This window comes from Devosia marina (assembly GCF_009758415.1).
In the GTDB taxonomy this organism is placed as follows: Bacteria; Pseudomonadota; Alphaproteobacteria; order Rhizobiales; family Devosiaceae; genus Devosia; species Devosia marina.
The window spans coordinates 329,433-351,406 of the sequence record NZ_WQRF01000002.1 but is presented as its reverse complement, the minus strand read 5'-3'; the positions used below and the strand labels follow the sequence as shown (position 1 = coordinate 351,406).

Sequence of the window (21,974 nt, the reverse complement as noted above, 5' to 3'; positions counted from 1 at the left end):
AATGACTTAGTATCCGTTTTCGTTCTCGCCCGTTCGCCGGTGTTCAGCAGATGTCATCTGATGGAGTAACGGGGGTGTTCTCAGGAAAAGGGTGCAGATGACATCACGCAGCACGCTGCCCACTTTTGCGCAGGACATCGTTCCAATCGGTTGCCAGCTCCTCGGGTATGGCCACCTGCACCACCAGTTCGGGTTTCCCCTGCACCTTGCGTGAAAGCCGATGCGCCAGGTTGAAGGCCGCCTGTTGTCCCCGGTAGTTCAGGTCCGCGTCACCGAACACCACGATGTTGCGAACGCCCTCGGGTGGCTCCCATGCCTCCAGCCGCCCGGCGTTCAACGCTGCCCAGCAGGGAACACCGTAGAGGGCGGTTGCAGATAGGGCCGTCTCCACGCCCTCGGCGATCCCCAGGGTGTTGTCATGCGATGCCAATCGTATGGCTCCGCCCTCGGGCAAAGTCCCAGTGTTCCAGCGGGGCGCCTCGATGCCCTTCGCCTTCTGCCCATCGGCGGTCAGGAAGGTCCGCTGCACCCCGCACAATTCGCCGTGGACATCCACAAAAGCCGAGAGCAATGCGGGCATGGACCGGCCAGCAAAAACGGTCTCAGGAATGAGCCGCAATGCCCGTGTTGGCCGATACGGACCAACGCGAGACCGGAGATAGAGATCTGCGGGATCACCTGAGCGGATGGCGATACCGGAACGCCAGAGCGCAATGGTTTGCTGGTAACGTTCTCGGGCGGCCTGTTCTTCGTCCACGACCGGCATGGATGGAGGCCGGTCATTGTCGGCTTTTCCGACAATGCCTTCGATCAGACGCGCTGCCTCGGGGAAGCTGCACTGCTTGAAGTCCATGACAAGGGAGACGCCATTTCCGGCGCTACCCGCTGCCTTGTCGTGTTCGCCACCATGGCCCTGGTTGCAAATCCAGCTTCCTGACCCATTCTTGTCATCGAAGCGAAAGCGATCCTTGCCACCACAGACAGGGCATGGCCCATGCTTGTTGACCAATGCCTTGGCGTCGATGCCGAGAGCGGGAAGAATTTCACGCCACCGTCCCTGTGCACGGTCTGCGAGATTACCCATTGGTCGCCTCCCGCAATTGCTTCTGTTTGGCCTTGGCAAACCGGATCATCCCAGCCCGAACGAAGTTGGCGCATTCCGCATCCGGGGCACGCGGCGTGTCGAGCATCCCACGTGGCCAGACCCCGAATTTTTCCCGGTACTTGTGCGATGCCCAGCCCTGATTGTAGCCGCGCTGCTGGCAATACCATTGCAGCCCGCTCCAAAACCTTTGCTTGGTGGAGTGATCTGCCTGTGCCTTGCCTCCGGCCACCTGAACGAGCTTGCCTGCCGCCGTTTCCACGTCCTCCCTACGCGCGGGTGCAAAACCGCATTGAGGGCAAACGTGGACGCCGGCCGGTTTCACGAAGTGGCAACTGGTGCATTCCTTGGGCAGCTTGGGCGTGCCTGTCTTGGCATTCCGGGAACGGGTTTCGTCGCGGCGCCCATCGTCCAACGTGTCGTGGTGGATTTGGTCGGCAAAGCCCAGCCGCAGCGTGGTATCGCTGTGATCGAGGATCAGACAATCAACTTTGCCCTGCGCAGTGCGAAGGCCGCGACCGATGATCTGGACATAGAGGGTTTCCGACTTCGTGGGTCGCGCCAGGATGATGCACCGGCAATCAACATCCACGCCCGTCGTCATGGTCCCGATATTGACGATGACCTTGACCAGCCCATCGTTGAGGGCCTCGCAGAGCCGCTTGCGCTCCTCACGGTCAGTGTAGGCATCGACATAGGCACAACTGACATTGGCGGCCGTGAACTCGTCCTGCAACTTTCTCGCGTGTGCTCGATTGACCGCGAAGCAAAGGGTCGGACGGTTCTCACCCATTTCCAACCAGGTCGACACGATGTCCGCCGTGAGTTTGGGCTCGCTCATGGCCTCTTCGAGGTCGCCCTCGTGATAGTCACCAGCAACAGTTCGAACCTTGCAAAGGTCAGGATGCGACGGGGCAAAGACCCGGAATGGGGCCAGGAAGCCCCGGGAGATCAAATCACCCGTCGTCGCAGCCACAATGAGGTCGTCGTAGTATTTGCCGAGGCCCTTGGTCCAAGGCGTTGCCGACAACCCGACAAATGGGAGTTCTGGACAGTGACCCATCCATTGGAACACCGCCTTGTGCATCTGATGGGCCTCGTCAACGATAACGAGGTCAGTGCCAGGGAACATGCGGCGGGCGAGGGTTTGGACACTGGCGATCTGGACTTGCGCCGTTGGATCAGTGGCAGGATGGTCTGCCTGAATAACCCCTAGGTTATCGATTCCTTCCTGCCGGAAACGCTCGACGGTTTGGTCAATCAACGAGATCGCCGGAACGGTGAAGCAAACGCGCTTTCCCTTGTCCAAGGCCGATTGCGTAATGTGGGCACCGATAACCGTTTTACCTGACCCGGTCGCCGCCTGGAGCATGGGCCTTTTGTGTCCCTTGGCCAGGGATTGGCGTAGAAAGGCGATGGCATTGGCTTGATAGTCGTGGAGCTGCCTCATTTGGCACCCCCGCCGATTGCGCGCAGTGGCACCACCACCCCGGCCTCGCGCGTATACCCTACACTACTATCTACCCCCTTTAGGGCTCCCTCTTGGTAGGTACTCTTATCCTGTTCCTCTCCTATTCCCCGGAACGCGCTTCCGGTAGCGAAGGAACCACGTTCCGGTAGCGAATTTTCTCCAACCGGAATTTGCTTCCGGTAACGAAGTGCATTTCGGGTGTCCCGGATTTGCCGCCGGGTGAACATGAATTCCTGGTTCAGGCGCAGGGTGTAGCTGTCGGAAATTCGACCCTTTGCACCAGCACTGCGATGGCGACGGTCAACGACACCCATCGCATCGAGAAGAGCCAGCGCGGTGCGCACCGACCGGTCGGTCAATCCAGTCTCACGGGCAAGGTAAGCCTGTGAGGGGAAGATCAACTTCCCCTCACAGTGCAGGTATGCCAGGACACCCAGGACGGATTTCATTGGTCCATTGGGGATCACCTGACGGCTATGCCATTTACAGGCTTCCTTGCTCATGGGCGCGACTCCACGACCACGTCACGAACCGGACTGGAGAGCCGCCAGTCATGTCGCGCCTGTTCCGCCTTAAGGATCGCGTGGTCATAGGTGTCGCAACTGTCCAACCCGAGACGACCACCATCGTATTCGACCACGTCGATGAAGAAGCGAAACTGACCAACCTCACTTGGCAGAGCACGTTTGCCATGCTCGTCCAGCACGTAGGCGTCGGTTACCGTCCCCGCCGACAGTTCGATATGGCTCCAGCTCGCCTCAGGACTTGGTGCATTGTCATTGGCCGGAGACATTGGAGCCTCCCGACAATAGCGCTTCGATCCAAAGGGCGACGCCACCATTTTCGATTTTCTGCTCGGCCGCGTGCCACAGCTTGTGGTGGCGACGGCACAGCCATGTCACCGCCAGTGGCGCCGTATAGTCCTCATGGTGCGCTTCGACGCGTAGACTGCCACAGACCTCGCAGCGACCGCGCTTGAGGTCGCCGGTGCGCAGGGCCTTCCGGACTTCGGCATGGGCGCGAAGTTTGTGGCGATTGCTCTGGTTCCACCTGGCCTGAGGCGTCTGGGGGGCGTCGGGATCCCGTCGTGTCCAGGTCTTAGCCTTTCTGAAGATGCAACGCTTTGGGTCAGTGGCCGACGTACGGCGGCGAGGATTAGCCGACATGGCGCACCTCCTGACCAATGCCAGCCAATGCTGCCTTGAGGTTGCAAACGCTGGCCGACCACTGGGGGCGACAGCGCTTGATTACCAGACCGCCGCGCGTCAGTTCAGGTTCGTTGATGTTGCAGAGATTTGCGGCTTTGCGCCTGTTGCGCGCATTGGCGCACTTGGTGTATTTATGCACTCGGAAACACTTTCCGGGGAGCGCATTGGCCTGCCAGCCAGCTCCCCTTTTTCATGGGTTGCTGGATCAGGCGGCCTTGGGCGACAACTCTGGTAGGCTCTTCAGCCAGGCCTCGGCGTCCTCGGCCAAGATGATGGTGCGAGCACCAGATTTGCGGGCCTTGAGCCGACCCGCATTGATTTCTTCGTAGGCTTTGGTGCGCCCAATACCGTGTGTCCGGCAAAATTCGGGCAGAGGGTAAGCTTCAACTTGGGTCATTAGTCGCGTCCCGCTGGCATTCTGGCCAGTCAGACTCCGCTGGAGATCAGCGGGCGACTAATTCACTAAGCACACGAATGCGTGCGGTCAGCAGTCAAATTGAGACCTGTCGGTACCTGTCGCAAAATGTCGCCTAACGTGACGATCGTTCCTTGAAGAACCTACGGAAAGTGACGGGGTCGATTGTCGCCTTAGTTGTTGTCCCCTGTCGCTGCATCTCACGAAAGATGATGTCATTTCGCTCGGCCACAGGAAGTCCGGCCGGCAGACCGTCTGGCCACAAAGCAGCTATGGCCGCCTCAATACCAGCCGCATGTCCTTTAGCGGGCCTCTTCGCCTCTGCGCTACTCTCAGTCATCGCAGCCGTGGGGGCACGCTCGCCATCTGGAGGGTACTCAGCGAACAAAGAGGCCTTTTCGACGGATACGTTGAAATAGACTGGCTGCTTGTCCGCATAGCACAGAGCGTCAACCAAAACGCCCGTTGGCGGCATCAAGAACAAACCTTGCCAGTTGGCGGCATCGATATCACCCACCCCTTTAGCTGGCTCATTCACAAGCTGCGCAAAGGTTTTTATACGACCAGCGCGAAACTTCGCGCGGAGGCTATCCCAGGCCAACCGGGCCGTGGTGCCGTGGTGGCCCAACGCACTGTCGAGATCGCCGTGCCAGTCTTGCCTCAGATTTTGAATCGCACCGTGGGCATTGTAAATCTGCATTGGTGCAATGACATGACCGCTCCCAAAGCTCACCCAACGTCTGCACTGGGCACGGTACTCAGGAAAATACAGACGAACGTGGTCCGGGTTTCGACCCCATGCAACCCAAGCGAATGCCATGAGCAGCGTCCATCGTGGCTCCGCAAATCCATCGATGTCCGCGAATGTAGGGTTGTTGAGAAGTGACCCGTGTCCTTCGGCTAAGCTAATTCGCTCCGCCTCCTCATGAGGCAGCCCGTTAGCGACCTGCGCAATCAAGTCTTCCCGCCTAGCTCTTCGGCGCGCGACTACGTCTAAGAAGTTCTCGTTCACTCGCTACCTCTGCGGACACCTAGGGACCGTGGGGAGGGCGGGAGGTGTTCCCCGCTTTTCGACTGGCCGGTCTATCCCCACGGGTTCTGTTAGCTAGTTGCACCGCCCTTGATGGGCACGACGTTTGAGGGCCTTGTCGAGCAGCAGTAGTCAGCCCAAGCCTGCATGAGCACCCGGCGCTTCTTGAGCGCGGTCAGGCGCCGATAAGCATTCTCGGAGTCATCGCCGACCTTATGGGCGAGGGCGTGCTCGACAATCTCACGGGCGAATGGCGTCTCATCCCCGGCCCAGTCTCGGGCAGACGATCTGAAGCCGTGCATCGTGACTTCGTAGCCCATCCGGCGGATCAGCATCAGCATTGCCATATTGGAAAGCGGTCGCTCTTCCCCGTCCGACGTGCGGGGCTGGCCAGGGAACACATAGCGATGGTTTGTGCCCTCACCCTTGAGCTCCCGGATAATCTCAACGGCGCGGTCAGACAAAGGAACCGTATGCTCCTTGTCCATCTTCATGCGTTCCTTCGGTATCGTCCAGAATTTGCCTTCCAAGTCGAACTCAGACCATTCAGCGCCTAGCACCTCGTTCGACCGAGACATATTCAAGATGGTGAATTCTGCCGCGCGCGCCGTCAGACCTTCTTGGGAACGCAGTTCCGCCATGAAGGCGGGAACGTCTTCATAGGGCATGGCCGGTTGATGGCCCCGGATCAAGGATGCTGGCTTGGGCAGCAAATGCGCAAGATGGCCTTTCCAACGTGCTGGGTTTTCACCGGAACGCCATCCTTTTGTCCGGCAATGGTCGAGAACACGCTCAATTCGGTTGCGAACCCGACCGGCCGTCTCTGGCATAACAAGCCAGAACTCGCCGCTCTTCACCTCGCCTTTGTATTTCGAAGTCACCGGCTGGCGGAGAACCTTGAGAATGTGATCGGTGCTAACGGTCGACACCCTCAAGTTCCGAATAGCCGCGCACCGGACTTTGAACGTGTGCGACCATTGTTCCGCGTGCTTGGCGTTGCTCCATTCGGATTTGATGGTCTCGATATACTGGTCGGCCGCGTCGCCAAATAAGGGTTCGGGCGTCTGGTCACGTTCGGCAATCGGATCGCGACCCTCTGCTACGTCGACACGATAGTTGGCAGCCATCGCCCTGGCCTTGGCCAAGGTCACCGTTGGATATGGACCGAGACCCATCTCACGACGCTTGCCACCAGGCGGCGTCCACATGAAGACCCACGACTTTCCGCCGCTCGCTGATACGTTGAGATAGAGGCCGCCCCCGTCGCTATGACGACCGACCTTCTTCGCAGAGCGAACCCCGACTTCGGACAACTTGTTCAGAGACCGCGCCATAGCAGACCCCACTTTCATCCCCACTTGAGTGTGTGGATGATAGCGAACATCGGCGAACGCCACAAGAACATGTGTTCACGGTGACCGGGCTAAACCACTATGAAATCTGAATGTCTGCGAACACCGGAGAACGTTGGTTAGGTGGAGCTCAGCTCCACCATTTCTCCGAAACTGCAAAAAACTTTCGAAAAATCAATGCGTTATGTCGGCATTGGTTCACAATATGTCGCCAATTCGTACCCCGGCTCCGTACCCCGTAGAATAGCTCCCAAAATCCTTGGTCAGCCATCCAAGGACTCGCCATGCCGACGTTCTAACCAACCCCCAGTTTCCTTCTGGCGGGTGTAGCTGACGGAAACAGACAACCGAAAAGATCAGCGTGTCCTCACTGCGCAACAATCTTGAGGATCGCCCAGCCTATACAGGCGATTGACCCTGCGTGCCCATTGTCGCTTCGGCTCAAGGTACAGGACAATGCTGGTCCAGCACCCCCCGTTGTCGAACGATAGCGTTGGCCGCCGCTGATGGTGGTGTGCGTGTAGACGCTGGAAGCGGGGTGCAGAAAGCACGACAGGCGCGGCCCTATCGGCCTCCTTGAGGCGGTCGAAAATGTCCACTTTCTTGCTTTCTAATTCAGTTGAAACACAGGCTGATCTCATCCCGCTCCACCGGCCTGCCGGATCGCCTCAATCTTGTCACGGCCACCCACGACGGCAGCGAAATCCTGCCAGACATCGCGCGCGCCTTCCTCCCACTGCGCCCGGTCTTCAGGTTGGAGAACTTCGCCGCCATGTTGTGCAGCAAGAGCCATCGAGCGCGCCTCGTCGGCGACGATCAGCTCGTTGAAATGGGCAGCGCCGGCAGACGCCGCCGCCCGAAACACCTCCTGCTGCTCCGCATTGAGGCCATTCCAGAAAGAGGCTGAGAAATAAACCACGCCCGACGCCCAGATATGGCCGGTTTCAGTCAGGTAGGGCACGACCTCGTAGAGCCGAAAGCCGGCATAGGCCGATTTGGTCAGGTCCATCGCATCGGCCACCCCCGTCTGCAGGGCGTTGTAGGTCTCGGGAATCGGAATACCGATCGGTGTCATGCCAAAGGCGCTCCAGAGCCCGGTATGCAGCGGGGTTTGAATGACGCGAATGCGCTTGCCGGCGAGTTGAGCAGGCTCTGTCACCGGCTTTTTTGTAAGCAGATGACGCGCGCCGTAATTGATGAAATCGAGCACGACAAAATTCTGTGCTGCGAACTTCTCCTTGAGTTCCGCTCCCACGGTTCCGCCTACGGTGGCGCGGACATGCGCAGCATCGCGAAACAGAAACGGCAGGTCGAGAAGCTGCGCTTCGGGCACCCAACCGGAGAGCGCGGACACAGTTGACAGGCTGGCCTGCACAGAGCCGAGACGGATGCCTTCCGCCACTTGCTTTTCCCCACCCAGGGCGGCATTGCCAACGATATTGAAATGGAACTGGCCCGGCAGTTTCTCGGCCACGATGTCCCGGATGTGGTGCCAGATCTGCGTCTCGGGTTTGTCCTCACCGAACAGCGAGGCGACGGTCAGAGTTATGGGGGCCTGCGCCCGCACGCGGCCGATAACGGCTGGGGCGAGGATGAGCCCCGCGCCCACGGCAGTGGCGGCTTGGATGAAACGACGGCGGGACAGCGTGGACATCGAAAAATGCTCCGTTGCTAAAGAATAACGGCGCCCGCAGTGAGCAAAGCGAGCGAGACGAACAAAGCGGCAAGATAGGGCAGGATGGCCCGGAACAGCGCACCGGCGGGCACTTTGGTGACGCCGCTCACGACAAAGACCAGCATGCCGAACGGAGGCGTCAAACCGCCGATCATCAGGTTCACGACCAGAATGACCCCGAAATGAATGGGATCGACACCGGCGGCAACCGCCAGTGGCAGAAAGATGGGCGCGAACAGCAGGATCGCGGCACCGATATCGAGCACAAGCCCGACCATCACCAGCAGCACGTTGATGACGATCAGCACGCCAAGCGGGCCAAGCCCCAGACCGCTGATAAGGGAAGACACCAAGCTTGAGACGTTATCGACGGCCATGAGAAAAGCGAACGGCCCGGCGGCACCGATCAGCAGGCCGATAGCGGAAGCCTCGATTGCCGACTGGCGGAAGGCGGCATAGAGCGACATCATCGTCAGGCGGGTACCAATACCCAGAACGAGCGTATAAAGCGCGGCGAGCGCGGCAGCCTCCGTAACGGTCACCACCCCCATACGAATGCCGACAACGACAATGATGCCGAGGCCAAAGGCGGGGATTGCGGCCCGAGCCGAACGCCAACGCTCCGCCGCGCCTGCCCGCGCCATCGACTGGCTGTTTGCACTCAGGTGGATAGCCACCGCCAGACACATCGCCATCAAGGCGCCGGCCATGAGGCCGCCGACAAGCAGCGCGCCGACGGAGAGGTTTGTCGCCACGGCCAGAATAAGAAAGGCGATGGACGGCGGTATGACGTTGTCTAGCACCGATGTCGAGGCGACAATCGCTCCAGCCTGCGCCGGCGCGTAGCCGTTCTTGACCAGTTCCGGTTGAAGCGTGGCGGAGCCAAAGGCTGCATTGGCAACTGACGACCCGGAGGCGCCGGAAAACAGCACGCTGGTCAAAAGCGTCGTCTGCGCCAGTCCGGCCCGCCGATGCCCGACCAGCGATGCGGCAAAGCGCACGATCCGAGCCGCCGTGCCCGATAGGGTCAGCAAACCACCAGCGAGCAGAAAAAACGGTATCGCCAACAACAGGAATTTGGACATGCCGCCGACGGTGTAGGAGACAATCGCCTGTTCCGGCAGCGGGCTGCCAAAGGCGACAGCCAGATAGGCGGCAGCAATGAGCGCGTGCGGAAGGGGTGCGGCGACGACGACGCCCATGGCCGCGAACAGCCCCAGCACGACGCTTGATGGCCATCCGACCGGAACGGTCATCTGGGCAGTGACGAGGTACAGGCCAAAACCCGCCGCCAGCGCCACCATCAAGCTCCGCCACCTGCCCTCGGCAAGCCGCTGCAGCGCCAAAACCACGACGATCATTGCCCCGCCGGCCCCAAGAAAACCAAAGCGTATCCATTCGGGCAGGCCCAGCGCGGGCGCAACGCCGCCGAGCATGGTGGCGATCCGCGCACTGCCGAACGCCAGGACCAGGCCGGCCAGCACGGTGCAGGTGTCCGACAGGACGGCCGCTGCGTCCCGCCCACCCGGCGGCAGTCGGGCGGTGAACACGTCGAGCCGCATGGCCAGGGCACTGTTCAGTGCCAGCGGAGCACCAAATGCAATCAGGGCGACATGCAACCAGATTCCCAGCTCTTCCGAGCCGACAAAGCCGGTGTTGAAGCCATAGCGCAGCACAACCGTCATCAGCACCACGACCAGCAGGACCAGCAGCAGCGCGGCGCAGATGGCAGCCAGCACCCCTTCCACCCCTCGCAGCCAACGGGCAGCGCGGTCGCAGAACGGGGATCCCACAGCTATTCCGCTCCCTCTCACGCAGCAGGCCACCAGCGATGGAAATGATGAACCGGGCCATTGCCCTGCCCGATCGACATCTTCGCGCCCGCCGCCAAGGCTTCCTGCAGATACGCCTTGGCCTGGCCCACAGCCTCGGCCAGCGACAATGATTGCGCCAGACCGGCAGCGATCGCCGCCGACAATGTGCAGCCGGTGCCGTGCGTATTGGCGGTGCGGATACGCAGCGCAGGGAAGCGTTGCATCCCGTTGCCGTCAAATAGGATGTCGGTGCTCTCTGTCCCGACGCCGTGCCCACCCTTGAGCAAAACAGCACCAGCCCCGGCACGCAGTATCGCCTCGGCCTGGACCTGCATTTCCTTCTCGGTCTCGGCAGGACGGGAATCGCTCAATAGCGCTGCTTCGGGCAGGTTCGGGGTGACCAGAACCGCAAGCGGCACCAATTGCGTCCGCAGCGCCTCGATGGCATCGGCCCGCAACAGGCGGTCGCCGGATGTGGCGACCATGACCGGGTCGAGCACCGGCCTTATGCCGCGGCTTTGCAGGCTGCCGGCGATGACCTCAATGGTCTCGATCCGCGAGGCCATACCGATCTTGACCGAGCCCACATCCATGTCCTCGTAGATGGCGTCGATCTGCGCAGCGATCATGGAAGGGGACACATCCTCAACTGCGCGGACGCCCATGGTATTCTGCGCAGTCAATGCAGTAATGACACTGGTTCCAAACACGCCAAGCGCCGAAAACGTCTTGAGGTCGGCCTGGATGCCAGCCCCGCCGCCGCTATCCGATCCGGCGATGGTAAGCGCGATCTTGGTCATTTCTGGTGTTCCTTGAGAGCGGCGTCGACGGCCCGGCGCATTGCTTGCGTCGCGGCAGCAATATCGGGCGCCCGAAATATTCCCGAAATCATTGCGACGCCGGAAGCGCCAGCGCGGATGACTTGGCTGGCGCGCGCCAGGTCTATTCCGGCGATGGCACCTACCGGCATGTCCGGGCAGGCCGACCGCATGCGGCTCCGCAACAGCGCAAAGCCGTCCAACCCCACCGGCGGATCGGGATTGAGCTTGGAGAGCGTCTCGAACACCCCGCCGATACAGGCATAATCCACCGGCACCGCCAGCGCCGCATCGGCATCGGCTTCGTTCTTGACTGTAAGCCCGATGATCGCCTCCGGCCCGAGCAGTCGACGCGCTGTCTTCGCATCGAGATCGTCACGGCCCAGATGAACACCATCCGCCCCCGCGGCGAGCGCCACGTCAACGCGATCATTGACGACCAGCGGGACGCCTGTGCCGGCAAGGGCCGTGCGAATAGCCATAGCCTGTTCGACAAGCTCTCGGCTGCCCGCCTTCTTGTCGCGATACTGGACAATGGTGGCCCCATTCTGCGCCGCGATCCGCGCCAGCTCGGCCAGGTCCGCGATATTGCGCAGGCTGCCGTCGACGATGGCGTTCAGCCGGTAATCGACCCTACTCATTATCGACACCTTGCGACCTGCGCGATGTCCTGTGCCGAAAGCCGATACAAGACGTCGAGAAGCTCGATTCCGAAGCTTGCCGGCCCCCTCATAGTGCGAGCTGCGATCTCGGCGGCCACGCCCATGACCAGCATGGCTGACGCGGCGGCAATGAACCGGTCGTCTCCGATTGCCACAAACGCCGCGATCACCGCCCCGGAAAGACAACCGGTGCCGGTAACTTTGGCCATGAACGGATGTCCGTTGCCAATCATCGCCGTCCTGGCGGACAAATCGATGCGGTCCTCCTCCCCGGTCCGGACCCCGACGATATCGGACGGCACTTCGAGCAACAGATGCTCGGCCGCGTTGGCACGCAGGATTGCCGGCCCCCGGGCCAGTAGCTCCTGTGCGAATGCCGCGCGCAACGGCGAATAATCGCAGTGGGCCGGATCCAGCACCCAGGGCTTTTCAACTTCCGCAGCGGTATCGAGCGCCAAACCGACCGCCTCGCGCCTTTGCGCATCAAGGGTGCCCAAATTGACCACAAGCGCATCAGCCTTGCGGACGAAAGCCTGCACTTCTTCGACCGAAGAGGTCATGGATGGAACGGCGCCTATGGCCGACAACCCGTCGGCCACCAGCTTCTGCACCACGGTGTTCATCAGGCAATGCACGCGCGGGCTTCCTGTCCGCACGCGGTCCAATAAATCGGCCGCCTGCCTGGGCAGGTCTTGCGCGTAAGACCTAGGCGCACTCATTTCAGTTCCACCGCGATTTCGTTCAGCGCCGGTGCGGTCTCGATGAGCCCGGCGTCCGCCAGGAACTGGCCGAAGCGCTCATAGCGTCCCGCATCGAGCGCCGCTGGACGCTTGGCAAAGCGCGGCATGGTGTCGACCCAGGCCTGCCGGTTCAACGCGTCATCGAGCTCGGGATAGGCGCGAATGAACAGCTCCCAGCTCTTTTCCGGGTGATTGGTCAGATAGATCGCGCCCTTTTCGACAGCTTCGAGGAAGCGCACGAGCCGGTCGTCCGACACCAGCTCCGCGCGTGTGACAAAGATCAGTTCGTCATAGATGGGAACGCCGTGATCCTCGGGAAAGAACGCCCGCCCCTCGCGGCCCTCGAGCCGCATCTGCATCAGTTCGAAATTGCGAAAGCCGCCTATGGTCGCCTCGACCTTGCCTCCGATCAGGGAAGCAGTCAGCGCGAAATTGACGTTCACGAACTCCACGTCTGCGGGGTCGACACCAGCGCTCGTCAGCATGGTCGACAAGATCATGTCCTCAAAGCCCGACACCGAAAAACCAATGCGCTTGCCGGCCAGGTCGGCGAGGTCCTCGATCGGGCCATCGTCCAGGACGGTCAGCGTGTTGAGTGGCGTCTCCACCAGCGTTCCGAACCGCACCAGCGGCACGCCGGCTTCGTTGTCGAGATAGAGATTGGGTTGGTAGTGGACGCCAATTTCCGCCTGTCCCGAGGCAACGGCGCGCGGCACGATCGAGGGATCGGCCGGCGGCAGCAGTTCGATCTCAAGACCAACTTCTTCGAACAGGCCCAGCTCATTGGCCACAACCAGTGGCGCGTGGTCCGGATTGACGAACCATTCGAGCAATATCGTCAATTTGTCATCGGCGACCGCCGGGCCGGCCAGAGCCAGGCTCGCGGCAAAGGCAAGGGCAGTATGTCGGATCATGGGACGCTCCATTGTGCGGTGTGTTTGAAGATTATTGTTCCTGGGCCCACGGCGTCAGGTGCGGTGCCATGCGGTCGACCGCATGGCGCAGCAGCAGCGTCAGGGCAGCGAGAATGGTCATGGCGGCAAAGACCATGTCGGTCTGCATCCGAGCATTGGCTTGGATCATGACGAAGCCAAGCCCCGCCGACGCGCCCACCCATTCGCCCACCACGGCCCCCAGCGGAGCCAACGGCGCGGCCACACGCAGGCCTGAAACCAGCGAGGGCAGCGCAAGCGGCACGCGGATATGCCAGAGGGTTTGCCAGTGGCTGGCATCGGTCAGCGCGGTGGCGTCGAGCAGGTCCGGCTCGATTCGCCGCAATCCGTCGCCGAAAGCCGAAGTCACGGGGAAGAAGATGATGAGCGTCGCCATCACCACTTTCGAAGGCATGCCAAAGCCCAGCCAGATGACGAGCAACGGCGCTATGACGAAAACCGGGAAGGCCTGCAGCACCAGCACGATCGGCCAGACGAGGCGTCCGAGCCGGGGCCAGGCAGCCATACCGAGCGCTGTCAGCGCCCCGAGCACACAACCCAGCGCAAATCCGGCAAGGACTTCAGCCAGCGTCACCAAACTATTTTGGAGCAAGAATAGCGGCTGCCTCTGCATCGCCGCCAGCACATCCAGCGGCGCGGGCAGAATGTAGCGCGGCGGCGTCCAGATCCAGACGATTGCCTGCCAGCCGGCAAGCAACGTCACCAGCGTCCGCATCGTGGACGAGAAATTCCCCATCGCGCCAGCTTCAGCCGGGCCAAATGGCGCTGATCATCATGCAGTTTAACATTGGCGATCTCCAATCATCATGGAGATCCAGGCAAGCGAAGAAGGGGGAATGAGGACAGCGGCTGTCCCTTGTTCCGTTCCTACGCCGGTACGACCCGGATCAGGTTCAAGGGTCCGGCTCACCGCCATCTCAGCGCCGTTCGGCGCCCCCCTCGGAATAGGATGACAATTTCAGGGAAACTAAGAAGCGTCAAGGCGCCTGCGCCGCGGGCTCTCGCTGTCGGGACAGGATGTTGATGATGACGCGGAAGGAATGCGAAGGCTGTCGCGGCGAATTTGCCCAGGCAACAATGCCGAACCCAAAGGCAGACAGACCCCCTCTACCCCTCTTTTTCCATCCGCCCGGCTGCCCGGTCGAAGCCCTGTGAGATTGCATCGCGCATGGCCAGCCGCGCCGCATGCGCATCACCATCCCGGATAGCTTCGGCAATGCGCCGGTGCACGCTGACCGTGACGCCCAGGGCCACCGGATCATTGACCGGCGACGATATGGTGAAGGCCGCCGTCAGCGCCATTTCCACCAATGCGCTGATCGAGGCCATGAAGGGGTTGCCTGACGCCTCCGCCACCAGTCGATGAAACTCAAGATCATGGCGCGCAAAATCGGCGGGCGTCTCCGCGATTGCCATCTGCTCAACACATGCGATCAACGCCGCCGATAGCTCTGGCGCGCTGCGTTCCGCCGCCAGCGCCGCCGCTTCGATCTCGATGCCAATGCGCACTTCGGCGAGGCTGCGCAGGAACCCCACTTCCGGGCCCAACTCGAAAAACCAGGCCAGCACATCGACATCGAACAGGTTCCAGCGATTGCGCGGCAGGACGCGGGTGCCGATTCGCGCGCGTGCCTCGATCAATCCCTTGGCCGCCAGGGTCTTCAGCGCTTCGCGCAACACGGTGCGCGACACCCCAAAGCGGTCGAGCAGGTCGCTGTCCGGCGGCAGGATTTCGCCCTCGGCATATTGTCCGGAGACAATCGCCAGGCCCAGTTCCCAGAGCACGTCTGAATGCAGATTGCGCGCCGGGCTGCGACCGGAAAGCGAGGCGATCAGATCACCCGAATGCCGCGCGCGTCCACCGGATCTGTCCATGCCAACCCCATTCACCCATGATGCGCCGAGACCTAACCACAGCCGCAATAGTATGACAATAACATCGATCGCGATGCCACTGGACAGCCCGACGCGCCACGCGCGATGGTGCGCCACCGCTCCATCGGATTCGCAAGCAAGGACGCTCCCATATGACCAGCCCCGCCACCATCGACACCGTTCTCGCTGCCGTCGATTCCGGGCTCGATCAAAGCCTTGAGCGCTTGTTTCACTTGTTGCGGATCAAGTCCATTTCCACCGACCCGGCATACGCCGAGGAATGCCGGAAGGCCGCCGACTGGATTGCCGGCGAACTGGCCGCGCTCGGTTTTGAAGCCACCAGCCGCCCCACGCCGGGCCATCCGGTCGTGGTGGCACATGGCCCGCAGCAGCCCGGCCCGCACGTGCTGTTCTACGCTCATTACGACGTACAGCCGGTCGATCCCCTCAATTTGTGGGACACCGATCCGTTCGAGCCGGTAATCAAGGAGAAAGACGGCCGCAAGATCATCGTTGCGCGCGGCGCTTCGGACGACAAGGGGCAGATGCTCACCTTCATCGAAGCTTGCCGCGCCTGGAAGGGCGCCACCGGAACGCTACCCGTCCGTGTCTCACTGATGCTTGAGGGCGAGGAGGAAAGCGGCGGCAAGAACCTGCCCCCCTTCATGCGCGAGAATGCGGAAGAGCTGAAGGCCGACATTGCCCTGGTCTGCGACACGGACATGTGGGACCGCCGGACCCCCTCGATCACCACCATGTTGCGCGGTCTGGTGGCCGATGAGGTCGAAATCACCGCCGCCAACAAGGATCTGCACTCCGGCATGTTCGGCAATGCCGCTCGCAATCCCAATCAGGTGCTGGCCGAAATCATTGCCAGCCTGCGGGCGCCCGACGGCTCGGTGACGCTGCCCGGCTTTTATGACGATGTGGCAGAAATTACCCCTGAACTGAAGGCGCAATGGGCCGGCCTCGACTTTGACGAGAAAGGCTTTCTGGGCGGGGTCGGGCTCTCAACACCGGCCGGCGAACAGGGCCGCTTGGTGCTGGAACAGCTCTGGGCGCGCCCCACCTGCGAAATCAACGGCATGAGCGGGGGGTATACGGGCGACGGCTTCAAGACCGTCATTCCCGCCAAAGCATCGGCAAAGATTTCCTTCCGCCTGGTCTCAGGCCAGGACCCCCAAAAGATCCGCGCCGCCTTCCGCGCCCATGTCGAAAACATGCTGCCCGCAGACTGCACAGCGACCTTTACCCCCCATGGTGGGTCGCCTGCTATCACGGTTCCCGCCGACGGGGAATTTCTGCACCGGGCCCTCCAGGGCCTGTCAGATGAATGGAACACGCAGGCGGTTATCACTGGCGCCGGCGGCTCGATTCCGGTGGTCGGCGATTTCAAGAAGATCCTGGGGCTCGATACGCTGCTGATCGGCTTTGCCCATGTGGACGACCAGATCCACTCGCCCAATGAGAAATATGACCTGGAGAGCTACCACCGCGGCATCCGCTCCTGGGTACGGGTGCTGGGCGCGCTGGCGCAATAGGTCCAGCGCCGGCCCGGCCGGGCGCCTCTGGGCGCCGGCTCAGCACTCCGCGCCGATGGCCTGCTGCGCGGCCGTAGCGCCCGAGAGGGAATAGGACTGCACGATTTCCGTGCCACTTGCCGAGGTGCCCGTGATGGTCACGGTTGAACCGGCGCGGATGGCAGCGGCCAGATTGGCGCTCTGGGCGCTGTCATCGAGCCAGGCTGCATCATTCTGGGTAAAGAGCGCAAAATCCTGCCCGCCCACGCTGGCGACGGCCATCGAGCCGGTCTGGAAGGTATAGCCGGCCACCACGTTGAACTCATTGACCACATCCTCACCGGGGCGATTGGTGACATAAAGATAGGCCTCGCCATAGCCTTCAGGTGTCGGCTCGGTGGTTTTGGGCCGGGTCATGGCAAAACAGACCGTGCCACTGCCGTCATCGGCGGCATAGCTCGACCAGTCCCGGAAATCACCGAGCACGCGCGCCGATTGCGCCCAGGCCGACGGAACGGCAGTGAGCGTGGTGAGCAGGGCGAACGTGAGGGCGGAGATACGGGTCATCAAGTCTCTTACCATTGGCAAAACCGGGCAACGGGCCGATGGCCCGACGCCCAGTTAGGGTGTTTGAAAGCCTCTCGGCAAGCCCCTACTGGCAGGCCGCGTCGATCGCATTCATGGCAGCAGTAGCGCCGGAGAGCGAATAGGTATCGACCGTATCGGTCCCCCGCTGGCTGGTGCCACGCACCACCAACTGGTTTCCGGCCTTGAAGGCCTGAACAAAGCCCGGCTCGTCACTGCTCGAGGCCAACCAGGCGGTCGACCCACGTGCCGCCATGACGTAGCTTTTGCCATCAACGGTCGCCGACGCCTTGGCATCGGTGGTGTTGTACGGGTAACCGATCTGGGTCTGAACCTCGTTCTTGGAGCCCATGCCCTTGCGGTGCACGATCAGGAATTTGACCGGGTCACGATTGACCCCACTCGGTTCGCTGCGCTGTGGTTCGCCAATAACGAAACAGAGCTGTCCGCTCTGGTCACTCGCCGTATAGGCGGACCATGCATTGAAGGTGCCCAGCTCGGTGGCCTGCTGCGCCTGAGCGGCCGGGGCCAGAGCCATGACCGTTGCCACCGCGAGCCCAAGGATGAGGCCACCGGTTTTCATCGTCATCGCCAAATCTTCCTCTTGTCTTGCTGGTGTTCGAAGGCAGTTCCGTCCGCCCAGTGTGCCCCGAACATGGTTACCAAGGTGTCAAAACCCGCCCGATCTCGGGCATTTGCATCAAATGGAAGCCAAAGGCGGCGGGAATTGGGCATATCCGGGCCGGTACCCGGCGCTCTCCCATCACAGGGTTAAGCGGGCGCTAACAAGGGCGTGATCTGAACCGGCTCAAGCCGCCAGGGGATAGCCTTGTTCCACCAGATAGGGCCCGCCCCCCACCGAATCCCGACTCGAAAACAGCACGAATCGCGCCGGCACGAAGCTAAGCGGTTCGAACCGAGCTGCTTCAGCAATGAACCGCGCCACGTCGGCGTCTGCCGTACCCCGCAACCGCGCCAGTGACACATGCGGCACGAATTTGCGCCCCTCCGGCGGCAGGCCGGCACGCTGCAACACCCGCTCCTGGGCGGCCTGCAGGCGGCTGAGCGATTCGGATGGCTCCACGCCGGCATAAAGCGCCCGCGGCTTGTCGCCGCCAAAGGTGCCCAGATGGGTCAGCCGGATGGAAAATTGCAGCGAATTGGACAGCCGATCGAGGCTGTCGACCACCTCGTCTGCGGTCTTGCCGTCGACATCACCGATAAAGCGCAAGGTGATGTGGTAATTCTCTGGATCGATCCAACGGGCCCCGGGAAGCCCACCTCGCTTGAGGGAGAGGGCAAATGCCACATCGGCGGGGATTTCGAGGCCGGTAAAGAGCCGGGGCATCACGGACCTCCCTGGCAAGTGTCTGCGCGATTCGCCCAAGAACCCTAACACAAACGCTTTATCCGGCCAGTCCCGGTGTCGCAGCCAACCGATTATCCTTGTCAATCAGGCAATGCCTCCCCATATTCCGGTCCAAGTGGCAACTCAATTGCCCCCGGCGGTGACAAGACCGCGTCTGCTATTGGAAAGGGAACCAAGAATGGCTGAATATGACCGTCAGACCCTCGGTGCGCGGGCCGGCTCGGCCGCGGCCATCGATGAGGGCCTTCGCAGCTATATGCTGCGCGTCTACAATTATATGGGCCTGGGCCTGGTGGTTACGGGCCTTGTGGCCTTCTTCACCAGCCAGTGGGCCATGTCGAGCCAGGCCAATGCCGAGCTGCTTTATGGCAGCCCGCTGTCCTGGGTCATCATGCTCTCCCCGCTGGCCTTCGTGCTGGTGCTGAGCTTCGGTATCAACAAGCTTTCCGTGGGCGCCGCCCAAGGCGCATTCTGGGCCTTCGCGGCCGTGATGGGCCTGTCGCTGTCGTCCATCTTCCTGGTCTATACCGGCGCCTCGATCGCCAAGGTGTTCTTCATTACCGCCGCGACCTTTGGTGCGATGAGCCTTTACGGCTACACCACCAAGCGCGACCTGACCGGCATGGGCAACTTCCTGATGATGGGCCTGATTGGCATCATCATCGCCTCGATTGTGAACATCTTCATGGCTTCGTCCATGCTCGACTTTGCGATCTCGGTCATCGGCGTTTTGATCTTCACCGGTCTGACCGCCTATGACACCCAGAAGATCAAGGAAAGCTATTCCGAGCACTATGGGGCAGACGTGATGACCAAGAACGCCATCATGGGCGCGCTCTCGCTCTACCTCGATTTCATCAACCTGTTCATGATGCTGCTCCGCCTGTTCGGCAATCGCGAGTAGCAATCAAGGCCTTGATCGCCCGATCAAGGAAATTGGTTGGACGTCACAAGGGACCGCAGCTTAAAAGGCTGCGGTCCCTTTCTTTTGTCCAAAGCCATGTCCGATTATCTTCTTCGCCCCTTCTCCTGGTCCGATGTTCCGGCGATCACCACGATCTATCGCCACTACGTGGACCACACCGCCATCACCTTCGATACCGAAGCCCCGGGCGAGGAAGCCATCGCCGAAAAATATGCGGGCCTGAAAAAGCTCGGCCATCCGCTGATCATCGCCGAACGCGCGAGCAAGGTTGTCGGCTATGCCTATGCCAGCTTCTACCGGCCCCGTGCCGCTTATCGTTTCACCTGCGAGGATTCGATCTATCTCGATCCCGCAGAGACCGGACGGGGCCTGGGCAAGCTGATGCTGACCGAACTGCTGGTGCAGTCGAAAGCCTTCGGGTTCAAGCAAATGCTGGCCGTAATCACCGCTGACACTGCAAATTCAGTCGGCATTCATGAGAAGTTCGGCTTCGAGCGCGTAGGTTATTATAAGGCCGTTGGTTACAAGTTTGACCGCTGGCACGACATTGTGCATCTGCAAAAGGCGCTTTAGTCAGCCAACCGTTTATGCATGGCAAAACAGGCCGTGCCGCCATCCGGGCTGGCATCTGCAGACCAGCCCTGGGCCCGATAAAAGGCCTTCGCCGTGTTCGTTGCCCTCAGCCGTCCTTCGACAAACCCGCGCGATCTCAGATCGGTCTCCATATGATTGAGAAGCGCCTTGCTGACACCGCGAAAGCGGGCCTCAGGGGCGACATAGTTGAGGGCGATCTCGCCATCCGCCGTAGTGGCCCCGACAGCGACTACCTGCCCATCCAGTTCGGCAACCACCATGAAGAAACCGTCCCGCGCAAGCATGGAGAGAATGCCGTCTGGGGTCTTGTTGGCGGTCCATTCGGCAATCCGATCCGGATCATCCTGATGATCGGCATGACAGAGTTCGGTGATCGAAGCGATCAGCACCCGGCTCATCGCCGGTGCATCCTCACGAGCTGCCGAGCGGATCAGCAGGCTCACCCCACGACCATCAGATCGGGATCAAGCACCCGCAGCACCTGCGCCAGGTCGTGGCCACGTTTGAGAATGCGTCCCTGTTGGTTGGTGACCATGAACTGGCCCTGCTTGTTGCGCAGCTTGGGGTTCTTCTCGACCACGTAAAGCGGGCGTTCTGAAACCCGCGCATAGATCGAGAACAGCGCCCGATCCTTGAGGAAATCCATGGCGTAGTCGCGCCATTCACCTGAGCCAACCTTGCGGCCATAGACGGACAAGATCTGCATCAGCTCCCGGCGGTCAAAGGCAACCACGGGCTGCACGGGCCGACTGGACTGGCCAGAGGGCTCGCCCACATGCACCAGTGCCAGATTGCTCGAACTCGTCTTCGGAGGACCCTGCACGCCGCCTCAATGCCCTGTCATCGTTCCGCAATGATCGACGTAATCGCGCGGCTTGGCAAGAGGCATGAAATACCGCATTTCGGCCATTATTTGTCCCTCAACACGCCCCAATGCCGCAGCATCGTTCAACCATTGCCTCCAGTGGCTGGTGGCAGGCCGACCGAGCCCCCAAACCAGAAGGCCCGCTGCCAGCCGCAATTATTTGAGTTGACTCCAAGTCAGTCGCCCGCTCCTGCCCCCGGAGCGGGCGTTTTTGTTCGGCAAAGCTAGAAGCTGTAGGCGGCAGCGCCCAGGATCGGCCCAGGCAGGCCATTGCGCTCGGGCTGGACAAGGATGGCAATACCGCCATTGGCGCTGGGATCGAACTGATCCAGCGGCAGCTTGATCTCTGCCCCCGCCCCGGCCTCCCACATGCCCACGATCTGTCGACCGACGACAACCTGGGTATAGACCATGGATTTGCCGGCATTCTCACCCTTTTCTATGGCGACGTCGGCCCGGTCCAGATAGCGGATCAACCAGATCGAGGCGTCTTCCAGCGAGGCGTCGGCTGGCACGTTCAGCTTGAGCATGTCGCCATAAACGGTGAGCGACACCTCCAGCGGCAATTGCGCCGAAGCAACCGCATCATAGACTTCGTCACGCTTGGATCCGACGACACCCTCGGCGCCGTTGATGACCATCTGCGGGGTGAAGATGCGCGAGGACCCCCAGCTCTTGGCATAGCCGCGCTGCCGGTCGGAAAAATCCTTGTGTCCAAAGGTATCTTCCCAGCCGATATAGTCCCAGTAATCCACGTGATAGGCCAGCGCCAACACGTCATCACGCTCGGCAAGGCTGGTCAGCAGCGCATCGGCCGGCGGACAGGACGAGCAACCCTGGCTCGTGAACAATTCCACCACCGCCTTGGGATTGAGGCGTACGGATTCTGCGGCAACCGAGCCCGAAAGGATCAGCGCCAGAGCCGTGCCTGCAATGGATGCGGAAAAGCCGTGAAGAAACATGGGCGCTGTTGTAGGCCGGGCCCATATCGATTGCCTAGT

The 21,974-nt window shown here is 61.2% G+C and carries 25 protein-coding genes and 1 riboswitch; of the genes, 3 read left to right on the top strand and 22 right to left on the bottom strand.

The genetic code is table 11. The annotated features are described in order from the left end of the window. Positions 1–103 precede the first annotated feature (103 nt). From GO014_RS09475 to GO014_RS09400, 16 genes are all read right to left on the bottom strand, one after another. Entirely contained in the window at positions 104–1,084 is a 981-nt protein-coding gene (locus tag GO014_RS09475; RefSeq protein WP_157290117.1) for a toprim domain-containing protein, read from the bottom strand. Beyond that, entirely contained in the window at positions 1,077–2,552 is a 1,476-nt protein-coding gene (locus GO014_RS09470; RefSeq protein ID WP_157290116.1) for a DEAD/DEAH box helicase, read from the bottom strand. Before GO014_RS09470 ends, GO014_RS09475 begins: the two co-directional genes overlap by 8 nt. Further along, positions 2,549–3,076 (bottom strand): helix-turn-helix domain-containing protein, encoded by a 528-nt coding sequence (locus GO014_RS09465; protein ID WP_157290115.1) that lies wholly within the window; start codon positions 3,074–3,076, stop codon positions 2,549–2,551. The genes GO014_RS09470 and GO014_RS09465 overlap by 4 nt, the downstream gene beginning before the upstream one ends. Then, the gene (locus GO014_RS09460) at positions 3,073–3,366 is read right to left on the bottom strand and encodes a hypothetical protein (protein WP_157290114.1); all 294 of its coding nucleotides are present in this window, start codon (positions 3,364–3,366) and stop codon (positions 3,073–3,075) included. Before GO014_RS09460 ends, GO014_RS09465 begins: the two co-directional genes overlap by 4 nt. Next, complete coding sequence (locus GO014_RS09455; protein ID WP_343030886.1) at positions 3,350–3,739, bottom strand: hypothetical protein; 390 nt, start codon at positions 3,737–3,739, stop codon at positions 3,350–3,352. Before GO014_RS09455 ends, GO014_RS09460 begins: the two co-directional genes overlap by 17 nt. A gap of 247 nt (positions 3,740–3,986) precedes the next feature. Further along, positions 3,987–4,178, bottom strand: coding sequence for a MerR family transcriptional regulator (locus GO014_RS09450; RefSeq protein WP_157290113.1), 192 nt, complete (start codon positions 4,176–4,178; stop codon positions 3,987–3,989). Between the two features lie 133 nt (positions 4,179–4,311). Then, positions 4,312–5,208, bottom strand: a complete 897-nt coding sequence (locus GO014_RS09445) for a hypothetical protein (RefSeq protein ID WP_179952950.1) — start codon at positions 5,206–5,208, stop codon at positions 4,312–4,314. An 89-nt stretch (positions 5,209–5,297) separates the two neighbouring features. Beyond that, on the bottom strand, positions 5,298–6,560 hold the full coding sequence (locus GO014_RS09440) for a tyrosine-type recombinase/integrase (protein WP_157290111.1): 1,263 nt from the start codon (positions 6,558–6,560) through the stop codon (positions 5,298–5,300). A 655-nt stretch (positions 6,561–7,215) separates the two neighbouring features. Beyond that, positions 7,216–8,232: a TRAP transporter substrate-binding protein gene (locus GO014_RS09435; protein WP_157290110.1), complete on the bottom strand. Its 1,017-nt coding sequence runs from the start codon at positions 8,230–8,232 to the stop codon at positions 7,216–7,218. A 17-nt stretch (positions 8,233–8,249) separates the two neighbouring features. Beyond that, complete coding sequence (locus GO014_RS09430) at positions 8,250–10,067, bottom strand: TRAP transporter large permease (protein WP_343030885.1); 1,818 nt, start codon at positions 10,065–10,067, stop codon at positions 8,250–8,252. Continuing rightward, entirely contained in the window at positions 10,064–10,867 is an 804-nt protein-coding gene (gene thiD / locus GO014_RS09425; RefSeq protein ID WP_157290109.1) for a bifunctional hydroxymethylpyrimidine kinase/phosphomethylpyrimidine kinase, read from the bottom strand. The genes GO014_RS09430 and thiD overlap by 4 nt, the downstream gene beginning before the upstream one ends. Further along, positions 10,864–11,526, bottom strand: coding sequence for a thiamine phosphate synthase (gene thiE / locus GO014_RS09420; RefSeq protein WP_157290108.1), 663 nt, complete (start codon positions 11,524–11,526; stop codon positions 10,864–10,866). Before thiE ends, thiD begins: the two co-directional genes overlap by 4 nt. Continuing rightward, positions 11,526–12,266 carry a hydroxyethylthiazole kinase gene (locus tag GO014_RS09415; protein WP_157290107.1) on the bottom strand — a complete coding sequence of 247 codons (741 nt, stop codon included), beginning with the start codon at positions 12,264–12,266 and terminating at the stop codon, positions 11,526–11,528. The genes thiE and GO014_RS09415 overlap by 1 nt, the downstream gene beginning before the upstream one ends. Beyond that, complete coding sequence (locus tag GO014_RS09410) at positions 12,263–13,213, bottom strand: ABC transporter substrate-binding protein (RefSeq protein WP_157290106.1); 951 nt, start codon at positions 13,211–13,213, stop codon at positions 12,263–12,265. The genes GO014_RS09415 and GO014_RS09410 overlap by 4 nt, the downstream gene beginning before the upstream one ends. 19 nt (positions 13,214–13,232) lie before the next feature. Continuing rightward, a complete protein-coding gene (locus tag GO014_RS09405; protein ID WP_157290105.1) occupies positions 13,233–13,976 on the bottom strand; it encodes an ABC transporter permease in 744 nt (247 codons plus the stop codon). Between the two features lie 111 nt (positions 13,977–14,087). Beyond that, a riboswitch (TPP riboswitch) is annotated at positions 14,088–14,190 on the bottom strand. Positions 14,191–14,347: 157 nt separating this feature from the next. Further along, positions 14,348–15,115, bottom strand: coding sequence for a FadR/GntR family transcriptional regulator (locus tag GO014_RS09400; RefSeq protein WP_157290104.1), 768 nt, complete (start codon positions 15,113–15,115; stop codon positions 14,348–14,350). Positions 15,116–15,267: 152 nt separating this feature from the next. Here GO014_RS09400 and GO014_RS09395 point away from each other — a divergent pair, with 152 nt between their 5' ends. Next, the gene (locus GO014_RS09395; RefSeq protein WP_157290103.1) at positions 15,268–16,656 is read left to right on the top strand and encodes a M20/M25/M40 family metallo-hydrolase; all 1,389 of its coding nucleotides are present in this window, start codon (positions 15,268–15,270) and stop codon (positions 16,654–16,656) included. A 39-nt stretch (positions 16,657–16,695) separates the two neighbouring features. Here the strand turns inward: GO014_RS09395 and GO014_RS09390 are convergent, their stop codons facing one another. The 3 genes from GO014_RS09390 to thpR all read right to left on the bottom strand — a co-directional run bounded on the left by GO014_RS09390 (position 16,696) and on the right by thpR (position 18,568). Beyond that, a complete protein-coding gene (locus GO014_RS09390; protein WP_157290102.1) occupies positions 16,696–17,202 on the bottom strand; it encodes an invasion associated locus B family protein in 507 nt (168 codons plus the stop codon). Positions 17,203–17,287: 85 nt separating this feature from the next. Beyond that, entirely contained in the window at positions 17,288–17,809 is a 522-nt protein-coding gene (locus GO014_RS09385) for an invasion associated locus B family protein (RefSeq protein WP_157290101.1), read from the bottom strand. A 219-nt stretch (positions 17,810–18,028) separates the two neighbouring features. Further along, entirely contained in the window at positions 18,029–18,568 is a 540-nt protein-coding gene (gene thpR / locus GO014_RS09380) for an RNA 2',3'-cyclic phosphodiesterase (RefSeq protein ID WP_157290100.1), read from the bottom strand. 199 nt (positions 18,569–18,767) lie between these two features. Between thpR and GO014_RS09375 the strand changes: the two genes are divergently transcribed. Both GO014_RS09375 and GO014_RS09370 read left to right on the top strand, forming a co-directional pair. Then, complete coding sequence (locus GO014_RS09375; protein WP_116587478.1) at positions 18,768–19,493, top strand: Bax inhibitor-1/YccA family protein; 726 nt, start codon at positions 18,768–18,770, stop codon at positions 19,491–19,493. Positions 19,494–19,589: 96 nt separating this feature from the next. Next, positions 19,590–20,087: a GNAT family N-acetyltransferase gene (locus tag GO014_RS09370; protein ID WP_157290099.1), complete on the top strand. Its 498-nt coding sequence runs from the start codon at positions 19,590–19,592 to the stop codon at positions 20,085–20,087. Here GO014_RS09370 and GO014_RS09365 read toward each other — a convergent pair. The 3 genes from GO014_RS09365 to GO014_RS09355 form a co-directional block, all read right to left on the bottom strand. Further along, entirely contained in the window at positions 20,084–20,551 is a 468-nt protein-coding gene (locus tag GO014_RS09365; RefSeq protein WP_157290098.1) for a GNAT family N-acetyltransferase, read from the bottom strand. The genes GO014_RS09370 and GO014_RS09365 overlap by 4 nt on opposite strands. Beyond that, on the bottom strand, positions 20,548–20,931 hold the full coding sequence (locus tag GO014_RS09360) for a DUF2794 domain-containing protein (protein WP_116587481.1): 384 nt from the start codon (positions 20,929–20,931) through the stop codon (positions 20,548–20,550). Before GO014_RS09360 ends, GO014_RS09365 begins: the two co-directional genes overlap by 4 nt. Positions 20,932–21,197: 266 nt before the next feature. Then, positions 21,198–21,935 (bottom strand): DUF1223 domain-containing protein, encoded by a 738-nt coding sequence (locus GO014_RS09355; protein WP_157290097.1) that lies wholly within the window; start codon positions 21,933–21,935, stop codon positions 21,198–21,200. Positions 21,936–21,974 lie beyond the last annotated feature (39 nt).

Excerpts from the sequence above, each read along its gene's own strand:
- GO014_RS09450 (WP_157290113.1), bottom strand. The coding sequence starts at position 4,178 with ATGACCCAAGTTGAAGCTTACCCTCTGCCCGAATTTTGCCGGACACAC.
- thiD (WP_157290109.1), bottom strand. The coding sequence starts at position 10,867 with ATGACCAAGATCGCGCTTACCATCGCCGGATCGGATAGCGGCGGCGGG.
- GO014_RS09460 (WP_157290114.1), bottom strand. The coding sequence starts at position 3,366 with ATGTCTCCGGCCAATGACAATGCACCAAGTCCTGAGGCGAGCTGGAGC.
- GO014_RS09405 (WP_157290105.1), bottom strand. The coding sequence starts at position 13,976 with ATGGGGAATTTCTCGTCCACGATGCGGACGCTGGTGACGTTGCTTGCC.
- GO014_RS09375 (WP_116587478.1), top strand. The coding sequence starts at position 18,768 with ATGGCTGAATATGACCGTCAGACCCTCGGTGCGCGGGCCGGCTCGGCC.
- GO014_RS09435 (WP_157290110.1), bottom strand. The coding sequence starts at position 8,232 with ATGTCCACGCTGTCCCGCCGTCGTTTCATCCAAGCCGCCACTGCCGTG.
- GO014_RS09415 (WP_157290107.1), bottom strand. The coding sequence starts at position 12,266 with ATGAGTGCGCCTAGGTCTTACGCGCAAGACCTGCCCAGGCAGGCGGCC.
- GO014_RS09400 (WP_157290104.1), bottom strand. The coding sequence starts at position 15,115 with ATGGACAGATCCGGTGGACGCGCGCGGCATTCGGGTGATCTGATCGCC.
- GO014_RS09475 (WP_157290117.1), bottom strand. The coding sequence starts at position 1,084 with ATGGGTAATCTCGCAGACCGTGCACAGGGACGGTGGCGTGAAATTCTT.
- GO014_RS09355 (WP_157290097.1), bottom strand. The coding sequence starts at position 21,935 with ATGTTTCTTCACGGCTTTTCCGCATCCATTGCAGGCACGGCTCTGGCG.
- GO014_RS09455 (WP_343030886.1), bottom strand. The coding sequence starts at position 3,739 with ATGTCGGCTAATCCTCGCCGCCGTACGTCGGCCACTGACCCAAAGCGT.
- GO014_RS09440 (WP_157290111.1), bottom strand. The coding sequence starts at position 6,560 with ATGGCGCGGTCTCTGAACAAGTTGTCCGAAGTCGGGGTTCGCTCTGCG.
- GO014_RS09410 (WP_157290106.1), bottom strand. The coding sequence starts at position 13,213 with ATGGAGCGTCCCATGATCCGACATACTGCCCTTGCCTTTGCCGCGAGC.
- GO014_RS09470 (WP_157290116.1), bottom strand. The coding sequence starts at position 2,552 with ATGAGGCAGCTCCACGACTATCAAGCCAATGCCATCGCCTTTCTACGC.
- GO014_RS09465 (WP_157290115.1), bottom strand. The coding sequence starts at position 3,076 with ATGAGCAAGGAAGCCTGTAAATGGCATAGCCGTCAGGTGATCCCCAAT.
- thiE (WP_157290108.1), bottom strand. The coding sequence starts at position 11,526 with ATGAGTAGGGTCGATTACCGGCTGAACGCCATCGTCGACGGCAGCCTG.
- GO014_RS09395 (WP_157290103.1), top strand. The coding sequence starts at position 15,268 with ATGACCAGCCCCGCCACCATCGACACCGTTCTCGCTGCCGTCGATTCC.
- GO014_RS09385 (WP_157290101.1), bottom strand. The coding sequence starts at position 17,809 with ATGACGATGAAAACCGGTGGCCTCATCCTTGGGCTCGCGGTGGCAACG.
- GO014_RS09370 (WP_157290099.1), top strand. The coding sequence starts at position 19,590 with ATGTCCGATTATCTTCTTCGCCCCTTCTCCTGGTCCGATGTTCCGGCG.
- GO014_RS09390 (WP_157290102.1), bottom strand. The coding sequence starts at position 17,202 with ATGACCCGTATCTCCGCCCTCACGTTCGCCCTGCTCACCACGCTCACT.
- thpR (WP_157290100.1), bottom strand. The coding sequence starts at position 18,568 with ATGCCCCGGCTCTTTACCGGCCTCGAAATCCCCGCCGATGTGGCATTT.